Here is a 20722-nt window from a genome sequence, read left to right on the forward strand (position 1 = left end):
TTCGGCAGGCCCGCCCTCTAGCGTGGCGGGGGCGTCGGCAACACCCTATTCGTCGCGCCAGACGCGCTCGAACCGCTGGCCGAGCCCCGTCAGCAACTCATATTGCGAGCGCCCCGCCGCCTCGGCCCAGGAAGGCAGGTCGATGGCGAAGCGGACAGGGTCGCCCTCGCCGATCAGGGGCGCGGCGCTCGCATCGAGTGCAATCAGGTCCATCGACACGCGCCCGACGATCGGCAGCGCCGCATCCTCGAAGCTCGCCGACAATCCGCCGAGCGCGCGGGGGAAGCCGTCGGCATAGCCCAGGTTGACGATCGCGACCGGCGTATCGGCTGGCGCGGTCCAGGTGGCGTTGTAGCCGACCGTGGCGCCCGCGGGCACCAGCCGCCGCTGGAGCACCTCCGCCTCGATCGCCGCGACCGGGCGGATGCCACCGAGCGCCGCGCAGGGTACGCCGCCATAGAGCGCGAGGCCGGGCCGCGTCAGGTCGAAGCCATAGCCGTCGCCAAGCGCGATCCCCGCCGAGTTGGCGAGGCTCATCCGCCGCGCGCCGGTCCGTACCGCGAGCGCGGCAAAGGCGGCGCGCTGGCGCTCGTTCATCGGCGACGCTTCCTCGGCGCAGGCGAGATGGCTCATCAGCGTCTCGACGGTCAGCCCGTCGAGCAGGCCGATCTCGGCCGCGGCGATGCCCAGCCGGTTCATGCCGGTATCGACCATCACGTCGCACGCGCCGCCACCCGCCGCCCGCCAACGCGCGATCTGATCGGGCGTGCTCAGCACCGGACGCGCGGGGAGCGACCCGGCCGCGGCCATGTCGCCCGCGCGGGCGCCGTGGAGCACCGACAGCGACAGGTCGTTCGCGGCGACGATCGGCGCGAGCGCGGCCGCCTCGCCCCAGGTCGCGACGAAGAAATCGCGGCAGCCCGCGCGCGCCAGCCGCTCGATCACGCCCGCCGCGCCCAGGCCATAGCCGTTCGCCTTGACCGCCGCGCCGCACGCCGCGCCCGGCTGCATCCGCGAAAGCAGGCGCCAATTGTCGGCAAGCGCCGCGCCGCTCAGGACCAGGCGCGATGGCGGGGAAAGCTCGATCACCCGGCCCCGCTAGCGCGTTCGCGGGGCGGGTGGAAGCCGGAGCACCGCGAGCTTGTGCCCCGGCGACGGCCGGGGCTTAGTTGGGAGCGGCGCGTTGGGGAGCGCAGCGCCCATCGCTTCAGCCTTCCCAACTGGCCCCCGGCCTTCGCCGGGGTACGGATCAGTCCGTGACCTCGGCCTTCAGCGTTTCCTTGAGGCCCAGCGCCACGACCACCAGCGCCATCGCCGTCACCGCGAAGGTGTACCACAGCCCCGCATAGGGATCGCCCGTCTTGGCGACGATATACTGGCTGATGAACGGCAGAAATCCGCCGAAATAGCCCGTGCCGATGTGATAGGGGATCGACATCGACGAATAACGGATGCTGGGCGGGAACATCTCCGACAGCACCGCCGCCACCGGGCCATAGGTCGCACCCGACAGCGCCGACAGGCCGACGATCGCGACCAGGATGATGGCGAGGTTGCCGCCCGTCGGCACCACCTTGTCGAGCTTGTAGCCCGCCTCCGACAAGGCGGCGTCGAGGCCGGCGGGGCTGATGTCGCCGACCGGCACGCCGCCGATCGACACCGCGACGCTGGTCGCGGGTGCCTTGCGATAGGCGACGCCCTTCTTCGACAGATGATCGAGCACCTGCCCGCACGCATCCGCCTGCTTCGCGACAAAGGGATCATAGGCGCAGCGCGGGCCCGCGACGATCACCGGCGCGCGCTCGGCCGCGTGGGCGAGGCCGGGGTTCGCGGCCCCGCCGATCATCCAGAACAGCGGGAACAGGAACAGGAGCGTCGCGATCAGCCCGATGACGATCGGCGGCTTGCGCCCCACCCGGTCCGAGATGCGCCCGAACAGGATGAACCAGAACAGCCCCGCCGCCGCGCCGCCGCCGGTGATGAGCTGCGCCGTCGTCTCCTCGACGCGCATCGGGCCGGTCAGGAACGACAGCACGCTGAACATCGCGGTGTACCAGACGACGGTCAGCCCCGCGGCGATGCCGAACAGTGCGACGAACAGCCGGCGCTTGTTGCCGGGATAGGTGAAGCTCTGGACGAACGGATTGCCGGCAAGCTTGCCCGCCGCCTTCATCGCCTTGAACACCGGGCTTTCCGACAGCTTGAACCGCATCCACAGCGATACCGCGAGCAGCAGGATCGAGAAGATGAAGGGCAGGCGCCAGCCCCAGTCCAGCCACGCCTGCGGCGTCATCGACGCCTTGAACCCCAGGACGACGATCAGGCTGAGGATGAAGCCGCCCGCGACGCTCGCCTGGATGAAGCTGGTATAGAAGCCGCGGCGGCCCGGCGGCGAATGTTCGGCGACATAGATCGCCGCGCCGCCATATTCGCCGCCCAGCGCCAGCCCCTGCGCGATGCGAAGGAGGATGATGAGCGCGGGCGCGGCCAGCCCGATCGAGGCGGCCGATGGGATGAAGCCCACCCCCGCGGTCGCCACGCCCATCAGCGTGATCGTGACGAGGAACGTGTACTTACGACCCAGCTTGTCGCCGAGATAGCCGAACAGCACCGCGCCGAGCGGCCGGAACCCGAACCCGACCGCGAACCCCGCCCAGGCGAGCAGCGCCTGCATGACCTCCGACCCCGCGGGAAAGAAGGTGCGGCCGATGATGCCCGACGCGGCAAGCGTGCCGTAGATGAAGAAGTCGTACCACTCGAACACGGTGCCGAGCGACGAGGCGGTGATGACGAGGCGGATGTCCGACGCGCTCGGCTCGGCGGCCACGTCGGCGCCATCCACCTGCTCGATCGTCGCGCCGTCGTTCGAAGCCATGCCGTCCCCTGCCCTGTCGTTTTCCCCGGTTTAGCGCCGCGCACGCGCCGGGCAAGCTGGGGTTTGGCTCAGCGCAGACTCAACCCTTCTTCGTCGCCCCGGACTTGATCCGGGGTCCCGCTTCTCTTCGTCAGTCATGAGAGAAGGAACAAGCGAGACCCCGGCTCAAGGCCGGGGTGACGATCGGGATTACCCCAACCGCGCCAGCGCCGCGCTCAGCCGCTCGGCCTCCGCGCGCTTGTCGGCATGGTCGGCGCGCGCCTTCTCCACCGCTTCCGGCTTGGCGCGTTCAACGAAGCTCGCGTTCGACAGCCGGCCGGCGAGCGCATCGCGCTCCTTCTCCGCCGCCGCGATCGCCTTGGCGAGCCGCGCACGCTCGGCGTCCAGATCGATGACGTCGCCGATTGGCAGCATATAGGTCGCGCCGTCGACCACGACCTGAAGCGAGCCGCCGGCCGGCACCTCTCCCGTTGCCGGCTCCACGCGCGCAAGCCGCGCGAGCGCCGCCGCCTGGCGATCCAGCCGCTCGGCCGTTCCCGCATCGACGCCGGCTACATGCATCGGCAGCTTGGCCCCCGGCGGCACGCCCAGTTCGGTGCGCGCCGCGCGCACTTCGCTCACCAGCCGGATTAGCCAGTCGATCTCCGCCCGCGCCGCCGGATCGAGCGCGCGCGCGTCGGGCATCGGCCACTTAGCGACGATCAGGTCGTGCTGCCGCTCACCCAGCGCATGCCACAATTCCTCGGTGATGAAGGGCATGAACGGGTGGAGCATGACGAGAATCTGGTCGAGCACCCAGCCGGCGACCGCCCTGGTCTCCTCGTCGATCGTGCCTCTCTCGTCTCCGCTCGAGACAGGCTTGATGAGCTCCAGATACCAGTCGCAGAAGCGGCTCCACACGAACTGATAGATCGCGTTCGCCGCCGCGTCGAAGCGCAGGTCGGCAAGCGCCAGGTCGAGCGCCTGAACCGTCTCCACCGTCTCGGCGACGATCCACTTGTTGACCGCGTGGGCGGCGGCGGGCGGCTCCAGCGTCGCCGACGCGCCGATCCCGTTGGCCATCGCGAACCGCGTCGCGTTCCACAGCTTGGTCGCAAAGTTGCGGTAACCCTCGACCCGCTTCTCATCCATCTTGATGTCGCGGCCCTGGCTTTCCATCGCCGCCATGAAGAAGCGCAGCGCGTCGGCGCCATAGCGGTCGATCAGCCCGAGCGGGTCGACGGTGTTGCCCTTCGACTTCGACATCTTGGCCCCGTCCGCCGCGCGGACGAGGCCGTGGAGATAGAGTTTCCGGAACGGCACATCGCCCAGGAAATGCATCCCCTGCATCATCATCCGCGCATCCCAGAAGAACAGGATGTCGAACCCGGAAATGAGGATGTCGTTGGGATAGCGACCGGCGAGCCTGCTCCCCCTCCCGCTTGCGGGATGGGGCTGGGGGGTGGGGTCGGCCGCGGACGCCGCGTGTGCGGCCTGCCCACCCCCGGCCCCTCCCGCAAGCGGGAGGGGGGCATCATCCGGCCAGCCCAGCGTCGCGAACGGCCACAGCGCGGACGAGAACCAGGTGTCGAGCACGTCCGGATCGCGGGTCAGGGCCACGCCCTCGCCCGCGGCTGCCTGCGCCTCGGCCTCGGTTTCGGCGACGAACACGCCGCCATCCTGGGCATACCAGGCCGGGATCCGGTGCCCCCACCAGAGCTGGCGCGACACGCACCAGGGCTGGATGTTCTCCATCCAGTTGAAGAAGGTCTTCTCCCACGTCTTGGGTACGATCTCGACGCGGCCGTCGCGGACCGCTTCGATCGGGCCCTTGGCCAGCGTGGCGGCGTCGACATACCATTGGTCGGTCAGCCACGGCTCGATCACCACGCCCGACCGGTCGCCGAACGGCGTCTGGATCGTGCGCGGCTCGGCGTCGTGCTCGGCGCCTTCCTTGTCGACATGGGGGATCAGAAAGCCCTCGGCCTTCAGCCGCTCGACCACCGCCGCGCGCGCCGCGAACCGGTCGAGACCGAGGATGTCTGCGGGGACGAGGCCGTCGGCGGTCTGGCAAATCGCCGCCTTGGCATCGAGCATGTTGAGCATGTCGCGCGCCTCGATCCCGGCGCGGCGGCCGACCTCGAAGTCGTTGAAGTCGTGGCCCGGCGTGATTTTGACCGCACCCGAGCCAAGCTCGGGATCGGCATGCTCGTCGGCGACGATCGGGATCAGCCGGCCGGTGATCGGCAGGCGCACCTTGCGGCCGACCAGCGCCGTATAGCGCGCATCGTCCGGGTGCACCGCCACCGCCATGTCGGCCAGCATCGTCTCGGGCCGCGTCGTCGCGACCTCGATATGGCCCGATCCATCCTCCAGCGGATAGCGGATGCGCCAGAAGCCGCCCTTCACCTCGCGCGTCTCGACCTCCAGGTCGCTGATCGCGGTGCCCAGGCCCGGGTCCCAGTTCACCAGCCTTTTGTCGCGATAGATCAGCCCCTGCCGATGCAGGTCGACGAACACCTTGAGGACGGCGCGCGAGAAGCCCTCGTCCATGGTGAACCGCTCGTTCGACCAGTCCATCGAGCAGCCGAGCCGGCGAAGCTGGCGCGTGATCGCACCGCCGCTCTCGGCCTTCCATTCCCACACCTTGTCGACGAACGCCTCGCGGCCCAGGTCGGTGCGCTTGACGCCGTCCTGAGCCAGGTTGCGCTCGACCACCATCTGCGTGGCGATGCCGGCATGGTCGGTACCCACCACCCAGCGTGCGTCCTTGCCCTGCAAGCGCGCGTGGCGGACGAGTATATCCTGGAGCGTGTTGTCGAGCGCGTGGCCGATATGGAGGCTGCCCGTCACATTGGGCGGCGGGTTGACGATCGTCCAGGGCTCGGCACCGGGGCGATCGGGGCGAAACAGCCCCTCGCCTTCCCAATGCGCGTACCAGCGCGCTTCGATGGCGGCGGGGTCGAAAGTCTTGGGCAAGTCGGTCATGCCGCCCGTCTATCCGAGACGGCGGGGATGACAAGTCAGGCGATGCCGTTCGGCCCTTCGAGCAGCTGCTTCATCTTGAGCGCCAGGTCGGCACGCCGATACGGCTTGCGCACCAGTTCGAACGCGCGGCTATCTTCGTCGAGCGCGCGGTCGGAATAGCCGGTGGTGAGGAGCACCGGCAGGTTGGGGAACTCGCGTCGTACGGTCTGCGCCAGCGCAACCCCGGACATGCCGGGCATGACGATGTCGGTGAAGACCAGCGCAAAGTCGGCGCCGCCGCGCAGCACCTCCAACGCACGCGTCGCGGTGTCGACATGCGTGACGCTGTAGCCCAGATCCTCCAGCATCGCCGCGCCGAGCTCGGCGACCTGCGGCTGGTCCTCGACCATCAGGATCGTCTCGCCGCCGCCGCGCTGGCGCACCATCGGCACGCTCTTGCCCTCGACCATGCCGCGCGCGCGGGGGAAATAGAGGGTGAAGCGTGCGCCGCCCTCGGCCAAATTTTCTGCCGACACGCCGCCGCCCGACTGGCGCATGAAGCCATAGACCATCGACAGGCCCAGGCCCGTCCCCTTGCCCACACCCTTGGTGGAGAAGAAGGGGTCGAAGATCTTGTCGAGATTCTCCTCGTCGATGCCGCGGCCCGAATCGGTGACCGACAGCACGACATACTCGCCCGGTTCCAGGCCCGGCGCCGGCGGCTCGCCCTGGATCACGACATTGTCGGTGCCGATAATGACATGGCCCGATCCGTCCATCGCGTCGTGCGCGTTGGACAGGAGGTTGAGCAGCGCCATCTCCGCCTGCACCGGATCGATGCGGCTGTTCCAGAGATTGTCGGTCAGCTGGCGCTTGACCGTGATATCGGCGCCCAGGTTGCGGTCGATGATCGGACCGAAGTCCATGACCAGGGTGTTGAGGTTGAGGAGCCGGTCGCGCAGCTCCTGCTTGCGCGCAAAGGCGAGCAGCTGCTGCGTCAGCGTCGCGCCGCGATTCGCCGCCGCGCCGATCGCCTCGATCGCCCGGCGCGACGATCGATCGTTCGCATCGATCCGCCCGTCGAGCAGGTCGACATAGCCGAGCACGACCTGAAGCAGATTGTTGAAGTCGTGCGCGATGCCGCCGGTCAGCTTGCCGACCGCCTCCATCTTCTGCGCCTGGTGAAGTGCCTCCTCGGCCTCCTTGCGGCGCGAGATGTCGAGCTGGCTGCCGAAGAAGTAGATCAGCTTGCCGGCGGCATCGAACACCGGCGACACGAACAGCGCGTTCCAGAAGGTCGAGCCGTTCTTGCGATAATTGAGAACCTCGACTGCCACCTCTTCCTGGCGGGCGATCGCGTCGCGCACCTGGTCGATCACCGACCGGTCGGTTTCCGGCCCCTGAAGGAAGCGGCAATTATGTCCGACGATGTCGTCGAGCGTATAGCCGGTCATCTTCACGAACGCCTTGTTGCAGAAGACGATCGGATTGTCGGGCCGATTGGGATCGGTGACGATCATCGGCATCCGCGTCGTCTCGACCGCGGCGAAGAAGATGTCGTGACGCGCCTCACCCGGCGTCGACGCATCGCTAAGATGCGGCGGCGGGACATGCAGCTGTCCGGGGATCATCGTGTCCCCGGGCACCTTATCCAGGTCGTCGTCACTCATTCCGGGCCGAACCTTTGACGACCGCGATGGTTGCGCGCAAGCCTGTTTAACCTGAGTGTGTCTAGCCTTGCTGGCGCCCGACGATCCGCTCGATCTCTCGCGAAACCATCGTCTCCACCACCCGCGGCAGGTTGGCGTCCAGCCACTGGCTGAGCATGGGCTTGAGCATTTCGCGCACCATCCCCTCCAGCGTGTCGGAGCCGGCGACCTCCGGCTTGACGATCAGGCGGGACAGCGCCTCGAGCTGGCCGCGCGTCGCCTCGGCCGCGCGGGCGGAAAGAATCGCGGCATCGGTCGTGGCGGTCGAAAAGGTCGCGCGCTGCGGCTCGGGCCGGGCGGCCTCGGGCGCCGGCGCCTCGACCCGGGGCGGCTCGGGCGCGGCGACGGGCTGGTCGAGTTCGAGCACCGTCTCGGGCGCATCGTCCTCGTCGGTGGCGGGTTCGGGCGTGGGTGCAGGGCGGCCGATCCGCCGACCGCGCGGCGACTGCGGGTCGCCTTCCTCGGCGATGATCCGTTTGATCGAGGACAGGATGTCCTCCATCGACGGTTCGTTGCTCAAATCCCCCATCGCACCCCTCGCCGCCCGTTCGACACCGGCCCCTGTCAGCGCGGCGTCGTGACGTCACCTGACGGATTGGCGGGGTTCGTGTCAACGGGCCGCTGAAGCTGCGGCTCCAGCGGACGGGTGACGAACGGCGTCTGCGCGGGGGCGTCGACCGTCCGCGTGCCCTGTGGCCGCGGCGCCGGTTCGTCGTCGAAGTCGAACCACGCTTTGTCGACGCGCTCATAATCGGTGAGCGGATTGAACAGCGCCCCGCCGTCCAGCCCCAGGTCCTCGGCCTCCGCCCGGCCCATCGCCGCCAGCAGCGCGAAACCGGCGACATAGGCATCGCGCCGCGCGCTCACGAGATTGACCTGGCTGTTGAGCAATTCCTGCTCGGCATTGAGCACTTCGATGATCGTGCGGTTGCCGACGCTGTTCTCGGCGCGCACACCCTCCAGGCTGAGGCGGTTGGCTGCGACCGCGGCCTCCGACGCCTCGATCACCCGCTGCGACGACTGCCAGTTGGCGAAGGCGGTGCGCGCCTGCGCGATCACGCCGCGCTCGGTCGTCGTGACCTGTTCGATCGCCTGGCCTTGGCGCGCCTGCGCCTGCCGCACCTGTGCCGCCGGGCGACCGCCCTGATAGATCGGCAAGGTGACGGACACGCCGGCCTGCGCCGACGTGCCCGACTGCGGCACGCTGGTCCCCACCACCGACGACGGCAAGGTGCCGAGATAGTTGAAGTAGCTTCCGCCCGCGACGAGGTCGGCCTGCGGCAGCCGCGTCGCGCGCGCCGCCCGCACGTCCAGCCCGGCGGCATCGCGAAGGCGCTCGGCAGCCTCCAGCGCGGGATTGTTGTTGAGCGCGGTGCCCACCGCCGCCTGCGGGTCGGCCGGCAGGTTCGGCAGCGGCGGCGGCGGCGCAAGCTCGCCCGGGACCGCGCCGACGACCTGGAGGTAGGTTTCGCGGCTGGCGATCAGCCGCGCCTCGGCCTGCCGAAGCTGACCGATCGCGCCCGACAGCCGCGCTTCGGACTGGGCGACGTCGGTGCGGGTCAGGTCGCCCACCTCGAACCGGTCGCGCGTCGCCTGAAGATTGACCTCCAGGCTTCGGACGTTCTGGCGGTTGAGCGACACCGTCGCCTCATCGCGGATCACGTCGTTGTAGGCGGCGACGACGTCGGTGAAGAGATTGGCCTCCGTCGTGCGCAGGTTCGACCGGCCGGCGAGCACGCGCGTCTTGGCGGCGGCGACCGAGTTCTTGATGCGTCCGCCCGCGAACACGTTCTGGCTGAGCTGCGCGTCGGCGGTCAGCGCCTCGTCGGGCTGGAGAAAGGCGTTCTGCCCCTGGACGAGGAAGCTGGTATAGCCGCCGCGCACGCCCAGGTTCGGCAGCGCGTCGGCGCGCGCCAGCGGTACGCCTTCGTTGGTGGCGCGCAGGTTCGCGCGCTCGCCGGCCAGGACTGGGCTGTCGGTATAGGCGCGGACGAGCGCATCGCGCAGCGTCGTCGGGGTCGCGGCCGTGGCGGGCGCAGGCTCGGGCGGCGGCGCGGTCGGCGGCAGCGGCGCGACGTTCTGCGCGCTGGCCGTGCCGGCCGCGATCACCGGGCTGCACGCCGCCATTCCGGCCAGCAGGGCCAGTCGAATCCCCCTCATCATCCCGTCTTTCCGTCTGGGGCGCCTGCCCGGTCGACCCGACCGGATCGGCGCGCCTGTTCTAGGGTCTAGTTACCGAAGCTGAACCCGCGCGGCTTCTCGAACCCGGGCAGGATCGTGCACACGCAATCGGCGAAGTCGACCAGGCCGAAGCCCGTCACGCCGCGCGCGCCGGTCGCCAGCCGCGTGATGCCGCGATCGACCAGTCCGGTCGCCAGCCGCGCGCCCGGCCGCGCCTGCTCCACCAGCGCCTCGGGCACCTGCTCGACTGCGCCGTCGATGACGATCAGGTCATAGGGCGCGCCAGCGGCCCAGCCGGCGTTGAGCGGCCCCTCGACCACCTGGACATCGCCGACGCCGGCAAGCGCCGTGCGTGCGTGCGCCACGAGTTCGGGCACTTCCTCCAGCGCGACGACTTCGCGCGCCAGCTTGGCAAGAAGAGCCGCGGCATAGCCACCGGCTGAGCCCACCAGCAGCACCTTGTCGCCGGGCTGCACCCGCGCCTCGGTCAACAGGCGACCGGTCGCGAGCGGATTGTTGTGACGGCGCCCGCCCGGCAGCTCGACCATCGTGTCGGCATAGGCGAAGCGCGCCGCCCGCGCGGGCAGGAAGCGCTCGCGCTCGACCTGCGCCATCGCCGCGACGACGCGCGGATCGTTGACCGCGCTGGTGCGCAGCTGGCTCGACACCATCGCGCTCCGCAACGCCTCGCTGTTCTCGAGCACCGTAGCCGCATCAAGGGTGGTCGTCATCATGCCCGCCTTTTCGCACAACCGTATTAGTCGCGCAATACACTAGTTGATCCCGCCGCTTCTATCGCGGCAAAACCTTGGCGCCAAGCTGTTGCACCGAAAGCGCGATGATCGTCGGCGGTGTCCGATTCCGGGCGGGCGCCCGGTGCCGCCGTCAGAGCCGCTCGACCGCGCGGCGCAGGCGGCGCAGCGTCGGCAGGTCGCCGGGTGCCACGCCCGCCGCCTCGCCCGCCATAGCCATCAGGCGAATGGCGCCGAAGCTTGCCGCCAGCCCCTTCAGCCGCCACGCTCCCTGTCGCCACGCCTCGCCATCCTCGGCAGCAATCATCGCGGAAAGCGCGCGCTTGGCGCTGTCGAGAAAGGCTTCGCGCAGCTCGGCGATCAGCGCGGGCTCGTCGCCCACCGCCGCTGCCAGGGTCGCATCGATCGCTCCGGGGTCATAGGCCATCGTCGGCAACGCTAACCCACGGAACGTTAAGGCATGGTTTCGCTCGCGACACGGCGCGTTTGTGGTAAACAGGGGGCATGAACGGGGGTTCGCGCATCATCGATTTCCACGCCGACCGCGAGCCGATCGCGCCGGACGAGGCCGACATCCTCCCCTTGGAGCGCGAGGCGATGCTCGACGCGCCCTATGAAGCGCCCCCACCCTCCACGCTCGCCCGAGTCGCGACGGGGACCGCGATCGTGCTAGGGCTCGCCTGGATCGGCTGGTGCGGGTGGCTGCTGGCAAAGCCGGGTCCGTTCGCGCTGATGCCGGTGGCAACGATTCAGCTCGCCGCCGCGATCGCCGCGCCCCTCGCGCTGCTCGCCATCCTGTGGCTCGTCGCGCGCAGCACCAGCGAGCGCCAGGCCCGACGATTCGCCGGGCTGCAGACGGCGATGCGGGTCGAGGCCGAACAGTTCGAGGCGCGCATGGCCTCGCTCTCCGCACAGATCGGCGCCGATCGCGCCGCGCTCGACGAGCATATGCGTGAGCTGATGGCGACGGGCGACAGCGCCACCGCGCGGATGCAGGCGGTGTCGAACGCGATGACCACCGAAGTTGCCTCGATCCACGCCGCCGCGCGCACGCTGGGCGAAGCGACCGATACCGCGGGCAAGCGCCTGGCGATCCTGCTCGCCCAGCTTCCCAAGGCGCAGGGCGAGGTCGAGTCGCTGGCGCAGTCGCTGGACGGCATCGGCATGGAGACGGGTGAGCGCGTCTCGGCGCTCGATGCGCAGCTCGCCGCGCTAGCCGACCGCGGGCGTCATGCCGACGAGGTTGCGGGTGGCGCCGCCCAGCGCCTAGCCGCGCACATCGCGCGCATGGAGGCGACCAGCCAGAGCGCCGGCCAGCGGCTGGAGGAAGTCGCCGAGCGCACCTCCGCCGAAGTCGACGCGGTGCTCGACCGCGCGGCGGCGGCGATCGACGAGGCGCGCCGCGGCATCGCCGCACAGGGCGAGGCGACGACGGCGATGCTCGCCTCGAACCAGGCAGCGCTCGACAGCCATGCGCAGGCGGGGCTGGAGCAATTGCGCGAGCGGATCGGACAGGTCGAGGAGAGCATCGGCCGCATCGCCGACGCGCTCGACGCCGAGCACGCGCAGGCGAGCGCGCTGTTCGAGACGCTCGACACCAATGTCGCGCGCGCCACCGCGCAGCTCGACCTGTTGCACGAGACGGGGAGCGCCCGCGCGCTGTCGCTGGCTCAGCAGGTGGCGACCGTCACCACCGGCCTCGACGCGATGCGCGAGGCGATGGCGGGCGGCGATGCGGTGGCCAAGGCGACGATGGAGACGGCCGAGGGCCTGCTCACCGCGCTCGACGCCGCGACCCGCGAGATCGACGAGACGCTGCCCGAGGCGCTTGCGCGGCTCGACGGCCGCGTCGGCGACAGCCGCCGCATCGTCGGCGCCGCCAAGCCCGAACTCCTCGCGCTCGTTACCGCCGCCGAGAGCACGCACGGCGCGATCGAGGCGATCAACGACGTGGTCGCGACGCAGCGCGACACGTTGGTCAAGCTGTCCGCCGCGCTGGTCGACGCGCTCGGCACCGGCAGCGACCGGATCGAGGGCATCCAGGCGACGATCGAGCAGACGATCGCCGATACGCGCGACTTCGCCGACGGCGCCGCACCCCGGCTGGTCGAGGCACTGGTGCGCATCCGCGAGACGGCCGGCGCCGCCGCCGACCATGCGCGCAGCACGCTGGGCGCCGTCATCCCCGAAGCGGCAGCACAGCTCGAACATGCCGCGGTCGAGCGGTTCGCGCACGCTTTCGACGATGCCGTCGCGCGGCAGCTCTCACTCCTCTCCCAAGCCGCCGACGACGCCGTCCGCGTCGCATCGCGCGCCGCCGACCGGGTGGGCGAGAAGACGCTCGCCATCGCCGAGGCGAGCGCCGCGGTCGAGGCGCGCATCGACGCCGCCGATGCCGCGCGCGGGACCGCCGAGCGCGAGAGCTTCGCGCGCCGCGTGTCGCTCCTGATCGAGGCGCTCAACTCCGCCGCGATCGACATCGCCAAGGCGATGTCCGCCGATGTCGCCGACACCGCCTGGGCCGCGTATCTGAAGGGAGACCGCGGCGTGTTCACCCGCCGCGCGGTCCGCCTGCTCGATCCCGCCGAACTGCGCGAGATCGCCGCGCTCTACGACGCCGACCCGGCCTTTCACGATCAGGTCAATCGCTACATCCACGATTTCGAGGCGATGTTGCGGCTGGTGCTCGCCCAGCGCGACGGGTCGCCGATGGGCGTCACGCTGCTGTCGAGCGATTCGGGCAAGCTCTACGTGGCGCTGGCGCAGGCGATCGAGCGGCTGCGGACGTGACCGCCCCGCGCCTGCTCGCGCCGCTGCTCCTCTGCCTGATCGGTGCGGCCCCGGTCGCCGAAGCGCGCTGGGAATCGATCTTCGACGGCAAGAGCCTGTCCGGCTGGACGCCCAAGATCACCGGTCAGGCGGTCGGCGAGGATGCGCGCGGCATGTTCGTCGTTCGGGGCGGCGCGATCCGCGTGTCGCATGCCAACTACCGGCGGTTCGAAGGCGAGTTCGGCCATCTGTTCTGGAAGGCACCGCTCAAGGCCTATCGCCTCAGGCTCGAATACCGGCTGTTCGGCACCCCGCTGCCCGGGATCGAGGTCTGGCAGAACAGCAATTCGGGCGTGATGCTCCATGCCCAGGCGCCCGGCACGATGGGCCGCGACCAAAAGTTCCCCGTCAGCCTGGAGATGCAGTTCCTGGGCGTCCCCCGTCCCGAACGCGAACCCACCGGCAACCTCTGCACGCCGGGCACGACCGTGATCTTCCAGGGCAAGCGCGACCCGCGCCACTGCATCCAGTCGACTTCGCCGCTGCTGCCGGTCGGCCGATGGACCCGCGCCGAGGTCGAGGTCCTGCCCAGCGGCCAGATCACGCACCGCATCGACGGCAAGGTCGTCCTGCAATACGCCGCGGCCGAGCTCGACCCCGAGGATGCCGATGCCAAGCCGCTGATCGCGGCGGCCGGCGGCACCCTCGCACTTCGCAGCGGCTATATCGCGCTCCAGAGCGAGGGGCACCCGGTCGAGTTCCGCAAGATCGAGGTGCAACGGCTGGATTGAGCCGGTGCTCTGATTCTCAATCCCCGTTCGTCCTGAGTAGCCGCTGAGCTTGTCGAAGCGGCGTATCGAAGGACAGGTATCGCGCAGGTGCTTCGAGACGGGCCCTCGACTTCGCTCGGCCCCTACCCAGCACGAACGGGTGGGGCGCGACATGCCAAGGCTGGGCGCCTACCGCCCCGTGAAATCGAGCATGTCGGCGGTCACCCAGCCATAGACGAAATTGGCGATGAACAGCGCCGTCAGCACGCTGCCCACCAACGTCGTCCACCCGACGATCCGCCACAGCGCGAACCGCACGGGCGCGCTGTCGGCCTGGCCGGGCACCTTCGCCTCCCCCGCCTCGTCGCTGGTGCGGGCGTGGAAGGGGAGGACGAAGAACAGCGATAGGAACCAGAACAGGAACCAGATCGCGAGCGCGGACTGCCAGCGCATGGCCGTGGTCAGGCGCCGATCGTCAGCACGTCGACGACGGGCTTCTTGCCCGTCCAGCGCGTGGCGACGCGGCGCGCGGCCAGGCGGATCGCCTCGCGCCGCTTGTCGGGATCGCGCTCGCCCTTCTTCACCGCCTCGACCACCGCATCCGCGACCTCGTCGAGGAACGGCTCACGCTCTTCCTCGACCGGCACGCCCTGGATGCGGATCTGCGGCTCGCCCAGCAGGCGGCCCTCGCGGTTGAACGCGACGGCAACCGACATCTGCCCGTAATTGGCCAAGCGCCGCCGCTCCGCCATCGTCGCGCCGTCGGCGGGCAGGATCACGTCGCCGTCGAGCGCGAGCCGGCCGACCGTCGCGAAGCCGATCCGCTCGGGCGCGCCGGGGGCGAGGCGGATGACGTCGCCATCCTTGTTCGAGATCGTCTGCGGGATGCCGTTCGCCAGCGCGAAGCGCGAATGCTCGGCCAGGTGGCGGACCTCGCCATGGACGGGCAGCAGGATCTGCGGCCGGATCCACTGGTACATCGCCTGGAGCTCGGGACGGCCCGGGTGGCCGGAGACGTGGACGAACGCCTGGCGATCGGTGACGAGGTCGACGCCCTGCTCCGCCAGCTGGTTCATGATCCGGCCGATCGCGACCTCGTTGCCAGGGATCTGCTTGGACGAGAAAATGACGCGGTCACCCTCCTGCAGGCGGATGGGATGGTTCTTGTCGGCGATGCGGGCCAGCGCCGCGCGCGGCTCCCCCTGCCCGCCGGTCGCGACGATCAGCACGTTGCCGCGCGGCAGCTTCATCGCGGTTTCCCAATCGACCGTCTCCGGGAAATCCTTGAGATAGCCGGTCGCCTTGGCCACGCGGACGATGCGATCGAGCGAGCGTCCGGCCAGGCACAGCCGCCGCCCCGTGTCGCGCGCGCACTGCGCCAGCGTCTGAAGCCGCGCCGCGTTCGAGGCGAAGGTGGTGACGACGACGCGCCGCCCCGCCGCTTCCTCGATCGCGCGGTCGAGGCCTTCGCGCACCTGCGCTTCGGAGCCCGACGCCTCGTTGTTGAAAACGTTGGTCGAATCGCAGACGAGCGCGAGCACGCCCTTGTCGCCGATCGCGGTCAGCTCCTCGGCGGTCGACGGCGTGCCGATGCCGGAGGTCTCGTCGATCTTCCAGTCGCCGGTATGGAGCACGCGGCCATGCGGCGTCTCGATCAGGAGCGCGTTGCCCTCCGGGATCGAGTGCGCGAGTGGCACGAAGCGGACCTTGAACGGCTTCAGGTCGACGCTCCCGCCCACCTCGACGATCTTGAGCTTCACCTGGTCCGCGACGCCCTCTTCCTCGAGCTTGCCGCGGATCAGCCCCGCGGTGAACGGCGTCGCGTAGATCGGCACGCCGAGATCGGCGGCCAAATAAGGCAGCGCGCCGATATGATCCTCATGCCCATGGGTGATGACGATGCCGACCAGATCGCGCAGTCGATCCTCGATGAAGCTGAGGTCCGGCAGGATCACGTCGATGCCGGGATAGGCGGGATCGGCAAAGGTCACGCCGCAATCGACCATCAGCCATTTGCCGGCGGTGCCATAGAGATTGACGTTCATGCCGATCTCGCCCGATCCGCCGAGCGCGACGAAAAGCAGTTCGTTCTTGGGTGTCACTTCGTTCCTGACTTTAGGGGCCTGCGGCCGCTACAGGGCCGCAACGCGGGGTGGGCCTCACTGGCCCGTTTGATCTCGGATATGGCGACGCTGCCACAGGATCGCCAGCCCCTGAATGGTGAGGTCGGGCTCGATCGCGTCAAAGGCATCGGTATGCCCGTCGAACAGCACGGCAAGCCCGCCGGTGGCGACGACGCGCGCCGGGCGACCGATCTCGGCGCGAAGCCGCGCGACCAGTCCCTCGATCATCGCGACATAGCCCCAGAAGATGCCGATCTGCATCTGGCTGACGGTGGTCCGGCCGACGACGCTGGGATCCTCCGGCGCCTCGATCGCGATGCGCGGCAGCTTGGCGGCGGCGGCGACGAGTGCGTCCAACGACAGGTTGATGCCGGGGGCGATGATCCCGCCCTTGTACGCACCCGAATAGTCGGCGACGTCGAACGTGGTCGCGGTGCCGAAGTCGATGATGACCAGGTCGCCATCATATTTCGCATGCGCGGCGATGACGTTGAGCGCGCGGTCGGCGCCGACATTGCCGGGCTCGTCTACATCGAGCGCGATGTCCCAGGGCAGATCACGGCCGGCGATGAAGGCGGGCGAACCGAAATATTTCTCGGCCAACACCTCCAGATTGTGGAGCGCGCGCGGGACGACGGTGCCGATCACGACGACATCGACGTCATCGCGAGTAAACCCCTCCAGCGCGAGCAGCTGATTGAGCCACACGACATATTCGTCGGCGGTACGGCGCGGGTCGGTGGCGATGCGCCAGCGCGCGCGGATCGCGCGGTCCTCATCGACCAGCGCGAACACGACATTGGTATTGCCGGCATCGATCGCGAGCAGCATCAGCAGCGCCTTCTCAGATCAGGAACACGTCGCCCGCGTGGATGACATGCGCGCGCCCGTCCGCCAAGCGCAGGCGAAGCGCGCCATCGGCGGCAAGGCCGTCGAACAGGCCCTCGACCGGCTCGCCGCCCGGGGCGTGCAGGCGAAGCGCGGTGCCGACACCGTGCGCGCGGGTAAGCCAGGCCTCGCGGATCGCCGCAAGCCCCTCTCCCCGCCACCGCGCAAGCCAGCGGGCGAACGCGGCCATGAGGGTGTGGGCGAACTCGGACGGGCTCACCGCGGCACCCAGGGACGCGGTCGGCCGGTCGGGCAAGTCGGGCGCGCTCGCGAGATTGGCACCGATGCCGACGATCACCACCGCCTCGATCCGCTCGAGCAGGATGCCGGCGAGCTTGGCGCCGCCCAGCATCAGGTCGTTGGGCCATTTGAGCCGGAGCGTTGCGGCATCGCGCAGATACGCGCCCGCCGCCTCGTGCAGCGCCACGCCGGCGACCAGCGACAGGCTGGCGGGCGGCGGGTCGGTGGGGCGCAGCCGGACGAGCGTGCTGCCGTGAAAGTTGCCGGCGGGTGAGGTCCAGGCGCGGCCCTGACGCCCCCGGCCTGCGGTCTGGCGATCGGCGCGGAGCCAGACGCCTTCCTCCGCGCCCACCGCCGCCATCCGGGCGAGATCGGCGTTGGTCGATCCCGCCTCGGCAACCTCGACGATGCGCGTCAGAACAGCGCCCGTGCCGCCGTCAGGCTCGCGGCGCTGAGCGCGGGGATCAGCAGGTACCCGACCGGCGAGATGAACACCGCGCTGGCGGCGATCAGACCCTTCTCGACCATGCTTTCGCTCGGTGCGAATGCCGGCGCCGCCTCGTCGAAGTACATCGTCTTGACGATGCGGAGGTAATAATAGGCACCGATCACCGACGCGGCGATGCCGATCACGGCGAGCGGGAAGAGCCCCGCCTGGACCGCGGCATCGAACACCGCGAACTTGGCATAGAAGCCGAACAGCGGCGGAATGCCCGCCAGGCTGAACATGAACATCGCGAGCGCGAGCGCCAGGCCCGGCCGCGTGCGCGACATGCCCGACAGGCTGGCAATGTCCTCGACCGGCTGGCCGTCGGCGCCGCGCATCTGAAGCACGACGAGGAAGCTGCCCAGCGTCATCGCGACATAGATCGTCATGTAGACGAGCACTGCGGCGATCCCGCTCTCGGTCCCGGCCGCGAGGCCGATCAGCGCGAAGCCGATATTGTTGATCGAGGAGTAGGCGAGCAACCGCTTGATGTTCTGCTGATTGACCGCGGCGACCGCGCCCAGGATGATCGACGCGAGCGCGGCGAAGATGACGATCTGGCGCCAGTCGGCGGTCGCCGGCCCCATCGCCTCGATCGCGATCCGCAGGCTGAGCGAGACGGCGGCGACCTTCTGCGCGCTGGCGAAGCTCAGCGTCACCGGCGTCGGCGCGCCTTCGTACACGTCGGGCGTCCACATGTGGAACGGCACCGCCGCGATCTTGAAGGCGAGACCCGCGAACACGAACACCAGCCCGAACAGCAGACCCAGCGACCCCTCGCCCGCATAGGCGGCGGCGATGCCCGAATAGAGCGTCGTGCCCGAGAAACCGTAGACGAGGCTGATGCCGTAGAGGAGGATGCCGGAAGCGAGTGCGCCGAGAATGAAGTATTTCAGCCCCGCCTCTGCCGAGCGCTGGTCGCGGCGCATGAAGCTTGCCAGCACATACGCGGCAAGGCTCTGGAGCTCGAGCCCGACATAGAGGGTGAGGAGGTCGGCGGCCGACACCATCATGCCCATGCCGACCGCCGCCAGCAGCATCAGCACCGGATATTCGGGGCGAAGATCGTCGCCCGAGGTGTCGGCGAAGAAGCGCGGGGCGATCAGGATGGCGACGCCGCTGGCAATATAGATCAGGACCTTGGCAAAGGCACCGAACGCATCGGCGCGCCACAGGCCGTCGAACGCCTCACCGCCGGACGAAGCGGGCCCGACGAGCGCGATCCCCGCGCCCACCAGCACCGCCACCGACGCGATCGAGATCGCGCGGGTCGAGGCGGGACCGCCCCAGGCGGCGGCGAGCATCAGGACGAGCGCGCCCAGCGTCAGCACCAGCTCGGGCAGGATGAACAGCATCTGCGTTGCGTACGACATCAATGGCCTCCGCCATGCGCGGCGGCGGGCGCGGCTTCGCCGCCCTCGGCCGCTTCGCCGCCATGGCCCGTCACTTCTTCCACCCGGCGCTCATGCGCGGCGATCGCTGCGGGCGTGCCCTTGGTCGGCGCGGAGTCCGTCCCCGGATTGCCGCGGTTCACCCGCTCCAAGAGCGTCGCCACGTCGGCGCGCATGGGGGCGAGGAAGCTCTCGGGATAGACGCCCATCCACAGCACGACGGCGGCGACGGGCGCGAGCAGCGCGATCTCGCGGACGCTGAGGTCGGGCATCGCCCGGACCTCGTCCGACTTGATCTCGCCCCACACGACGCGGCGATAGAGATAGAGCATGTACGCCGCGCCCAGGATGATGCCCGTGGTGCACAGGAGCGCGATCCACGTTGACACCTGATAGGTGCCGGCGAGGCTCAAGAACTCGCCGACGAAACCCGACGTGCCAGGCAGGCCGATCGAGGCCATGGTGAAGAGCAGGAACAGGATCGCATAGCGCGGCATGTTGTTGGCAAGGCCGCCATAGCGCGCGATCTCTCGCGTATGCAGCCGGTCGTAGATGACGCCGACGCACAGGAACAGCGCGCCCGAGACGAGGCCGTGCGAGAGCATGACGATCATCGCGCCCTCGATCCCCTGCTGGTTGAACGCGAACAGGCCGATCGTCACGATCGCCATGTGCGCGACCGAGGAATAGGCGATCAGCTTCTTCATGTCCGACTGCACGAGCGCGACGAGGCTGGTGTAGATCACCGCCACCGCCGACAGCGCGAAGATCAGCCAGGTAAGCTGGCCCGACGCCTCTGGGAACATCGGCAGGCTGAAGCGCAGGAAGCCATAGCCGCCGAGCTTCAGCAGCACGCCCGCCAGGATGACCGAGCCCGCGGTCGGTGCCTGGACGTGCGCGTCGGGAAGCCAGGTGTGGACCGGCCACATTGGCATCTTAACCGCGAACGAGGCGAAGAAGGCGAGCCACAGCCAGGTCTGGACCCCGGCCGGGAAGTCGTACGCCATCAGGTCGGGGATGTAGGAGGTGCCCGCCGTGACGCTCATGTAGAGCATCGCGATGAACATCAGCACCGAGCCGAGCAGCGTATAGAGGAAGAACTTGTACGACGCGTAGATGCGGTTCGCGCCGCCCCAGATGCCGATGATGAGGTACATCGGGATCAGGCCGGCTTCGAAGAACATGTAGAACAGGAACAGGTCCTGCGCCGCGAAGGTGCCGATCATCAGCACCTCGACCAGCAGGAACAGCGCCATGTATTCCGGCACGCGCTTCTCGATCGCTTCCCAGCTCGCGCCGATGCAGATCGGCATCAGGAAGACGCTGAGCATGATGAGCATCAGCGCGAAGCCGTCGATACCGAGCGCCCAGGCGAAGCGGCCGAACACCGGCGCATATTCGGTGAACTGCCACTGCGGCGCCGAGGCGCCCTGGTCGAAATTGGCCCAGAGCAGGCAGCCGAGCACGAAGTCGACCAATGTCGCGCCGAGCGCGATCAAGCGGGCGGTGCGCGCATCGACGAACAGGCACGCCACCGCCGCGACGAGCGGCACGGCGAGCATGAGCGAGAGAATGGGGAAGCCGTCCATGA

General features: G+C 69.3%; 16 protein-coding genes. 2 read left to right on the top strand and 14 right to left on the bottom strand.

Going from position 1 to position 20722, the window contains the following annotated elements:
• Positions 1 to 45: 45 nt before the first annotated feature.
• The 8 genes from RS883_RS15255 to RS883_RS15290 all read right to left on the bottom strand — a co-directional run bounded on the left by RS883_RS15255 (position 46) and on the right by RS883_RS15290 (position 10890).
• The gene (locus RS883_RS15255) at positions 46 to 1086 is read right to left on the bottom strand and encodes an alanine racemase (protein WP_315765164.1); all 1041 of its coding nucleotides are present in this window, start codon (positions 1084 to 1086) and stop codon (positions 46 to 48) included.
• A 163-nt stretch (positions 1087 to 1249) separates the two neighbouring features.
• A complete protein-coding gene (locus RS883_RS15260; protein WP_315761035.1) occupies positions 1250 to 2875 on the bottom strand; it encodes an MFS transporter in 1626 nt (541 codons plus the stop codon).
• Positions 2876 to 3064: 189 nt separating this feature from the next.
• On the bottom strand, positions 3065 to 5842 hold the full coding sequence (locus RS883_RS15265) for a valine--tRNA ligase (protein WP_315761036.1): 2778 nt from the start codon (positions 5840 to 5842) through the stop codon (positions 3065 to 3067).
• A 35-nt stretch (positions 5843 to 5877) separates the two neighbouring features.
• Positions 5878 to 7491, bottom strand: coding sequence for a histidine kinase famiy protein (locus RS883_RS15270; RefSeq protein ID WP_315761037.1), 1614 nt, complete (start codon positions 7489 to 7491; stop codon positions 5878 to 5880).
• 61 nt (positions 7492 to 7552) lie between these two features.
• Positions 7553 to 8059, bottom strand: a complete 507-nt coding sequence (locus tag RS883_RS15275) for a DUF2497 domain-containing protein (RefSeq protein ID WP_315761038.1) — start codon at positions 8057 to 8059, stop codon at positions 7553 to 7555.
• 35 nt (positions 8060 to 8094) lie between these two features.
• The gene (locus tag RS883_RS15280) at positions 8095 to 9690 is read right to left on the bottom strand and encodes a TolC family outer membrane protein (RefSeq protein ID WP_315761039.1); all 1596 of its coding nucleotides are present in this window, start codon (positions 9688 to 9690) and stop codon (positions 8095 to 8097) included.
• Between the two features lie 68 nt (positions 9691 to 9758).
• Entirely contained in the window at positions 9759 to 10445 is a 687-nt protein-coding gene (locus tag RS883_RS15285) for a protein-L-isoaspartate O-methyltransferase (protein ID WP_315761040.1), read from the bottom strand.
• 151 nt (positions 10446 to 10596) lie between these two features.
• Positions 10597 to 10890: an Hpt domain-containing protein gene (locus RS883_RS15290; protein WP_315761041.1), complete on the bottom strand. Its 294-nt coding sequence runs from the start codon at positions 10888 to 10890 to the stop codon at positions 10597 to 10599.
• Positions 10891 to 10967: 77 nt separating this feature from the next.
• Between RS883_RS15290 and RS883_RS15295 the strand changes: the two genes are divergently transcribed.
• Positions 10968 to 13253 (top strand): hypothetical protein, encoded by a 2286-nt coding sequence (locus RS883_RS15295; protein WP_315761042.1) that lies wholly within the window; start codon positions 10968 to 10970, stop codon positions 13251 to 13253.
• Complete coding sequence (locus RS883_RS15300) at positions 13250 to 14023, top strand: DUF1080 domain-containing protein (RefSeq protein ID WP_315761043.1); 774 nt, start codon at positions 13250 to 13252, stop codon at positions 14021 to 14023. The genes RS883_RS15295 and RS883_RS15300 overlap by 4 nt, the downstream gene beginning before the upstream one ends.
• Before the next feature lie 168 nt (positions 14024 to 14191).
• Here RS883_RS15300 and RS883_RS15305 read toward each other — a convergent pair whose 3' ends face one another.
• Genes RS883_RS15305 through RS883_RS15330 form a run of 6 tightly spaced genes read right to left on the bottom strand, consistent with a single transcriptional unit; the run spans position 14192 to position 20720 of the window.
• The gene (locus tag RS883_RS15305) at positions 14192 to 14455 is read right to left on the bottom strand and encodes a DUF1467 family protein (protein WP_315761044.1); all 264 of its coding nucleotides are present in this window, start codon (positions 14453 to 14455) and stop codon (positions 14192 to 14194) included.
• An 8-nt stretch (positions 14456 to 14463) separates the two neighbouring features.
• Positions 14464 to 16104, bottom strand: a complete 1641-nt coding sequence (locus RS883_RS15310) for a ribonuclease J (RefSeq protein WP_315761045.1) — start codon at positions 16102 to 16104, stop codon at positions 14464 to 14466.
• 57 nt (positions 16105 to 16161) lie between these two features.
• On the bottom strand, positions 16162 to 16956 hold the full coding sequence (locus tag RS883_RS15315) for a type III pantothenate kinase (protein WP_315761046.1): 795 nt from the start codon (positions 16954 to 16956) through the stop codon (positions 16162 to 16164).
• A gap of 13 nt (positions 16957 to 16969) precedes the next feature.
• Positions 16970 to 17614 carry a biotin--[acetyl-CoA-carboxylase] ligase gene (locus tag RS883_RS15320; RefSeq protein ID WP_315761047.1) on the bottom strand — a complete coding sequence of 215 codons (645 nt, stop codon included), beginning with the start codon at positions 17612 to 17614 and terminating at the stop codon, positions 16970 to 16972.
• Between the two features lie 53 nt (positions 17615 to 17667).
• Positions 17668 to 19113, bottom strand: coding sequence for an NADH-quinone oxidoreductase subunit NuoN (gene nuoN / locus RS883_RS15325; RefSeq protein ID WP_315761048.1), 1446 nt, complete (start codon positions 19111 to 19113; stop codon positions 17668 to 17670).
• A complete protein-coding gene (locus RS883_RS15330; protein ID WP_315761049.1) occupies positions 19113 to 20720 on the bottom strand; it encodes an NADH-quinone oxidoreductase subunit M in 1608 nt (535 codons plus the stop codon). The genes nuoN and RS883_RS15330 overlap by 1 nt, the downstream gene beginning before the upstream one ends.
• Between the last annotated feature and the right edge of the window lie 2 nt (positions 20721 to 20722).

Origin of the sequence: Sphingomonas sp. Y38-1Y (assembly GCF_032391395.1) — a bacterium.
Taxonomy (GTDB): Bacteria; Pseudomonadota; Alphaproteobacteria; order Sphingomonadales; family Sphingomonadaceae; genus Sphingomonas.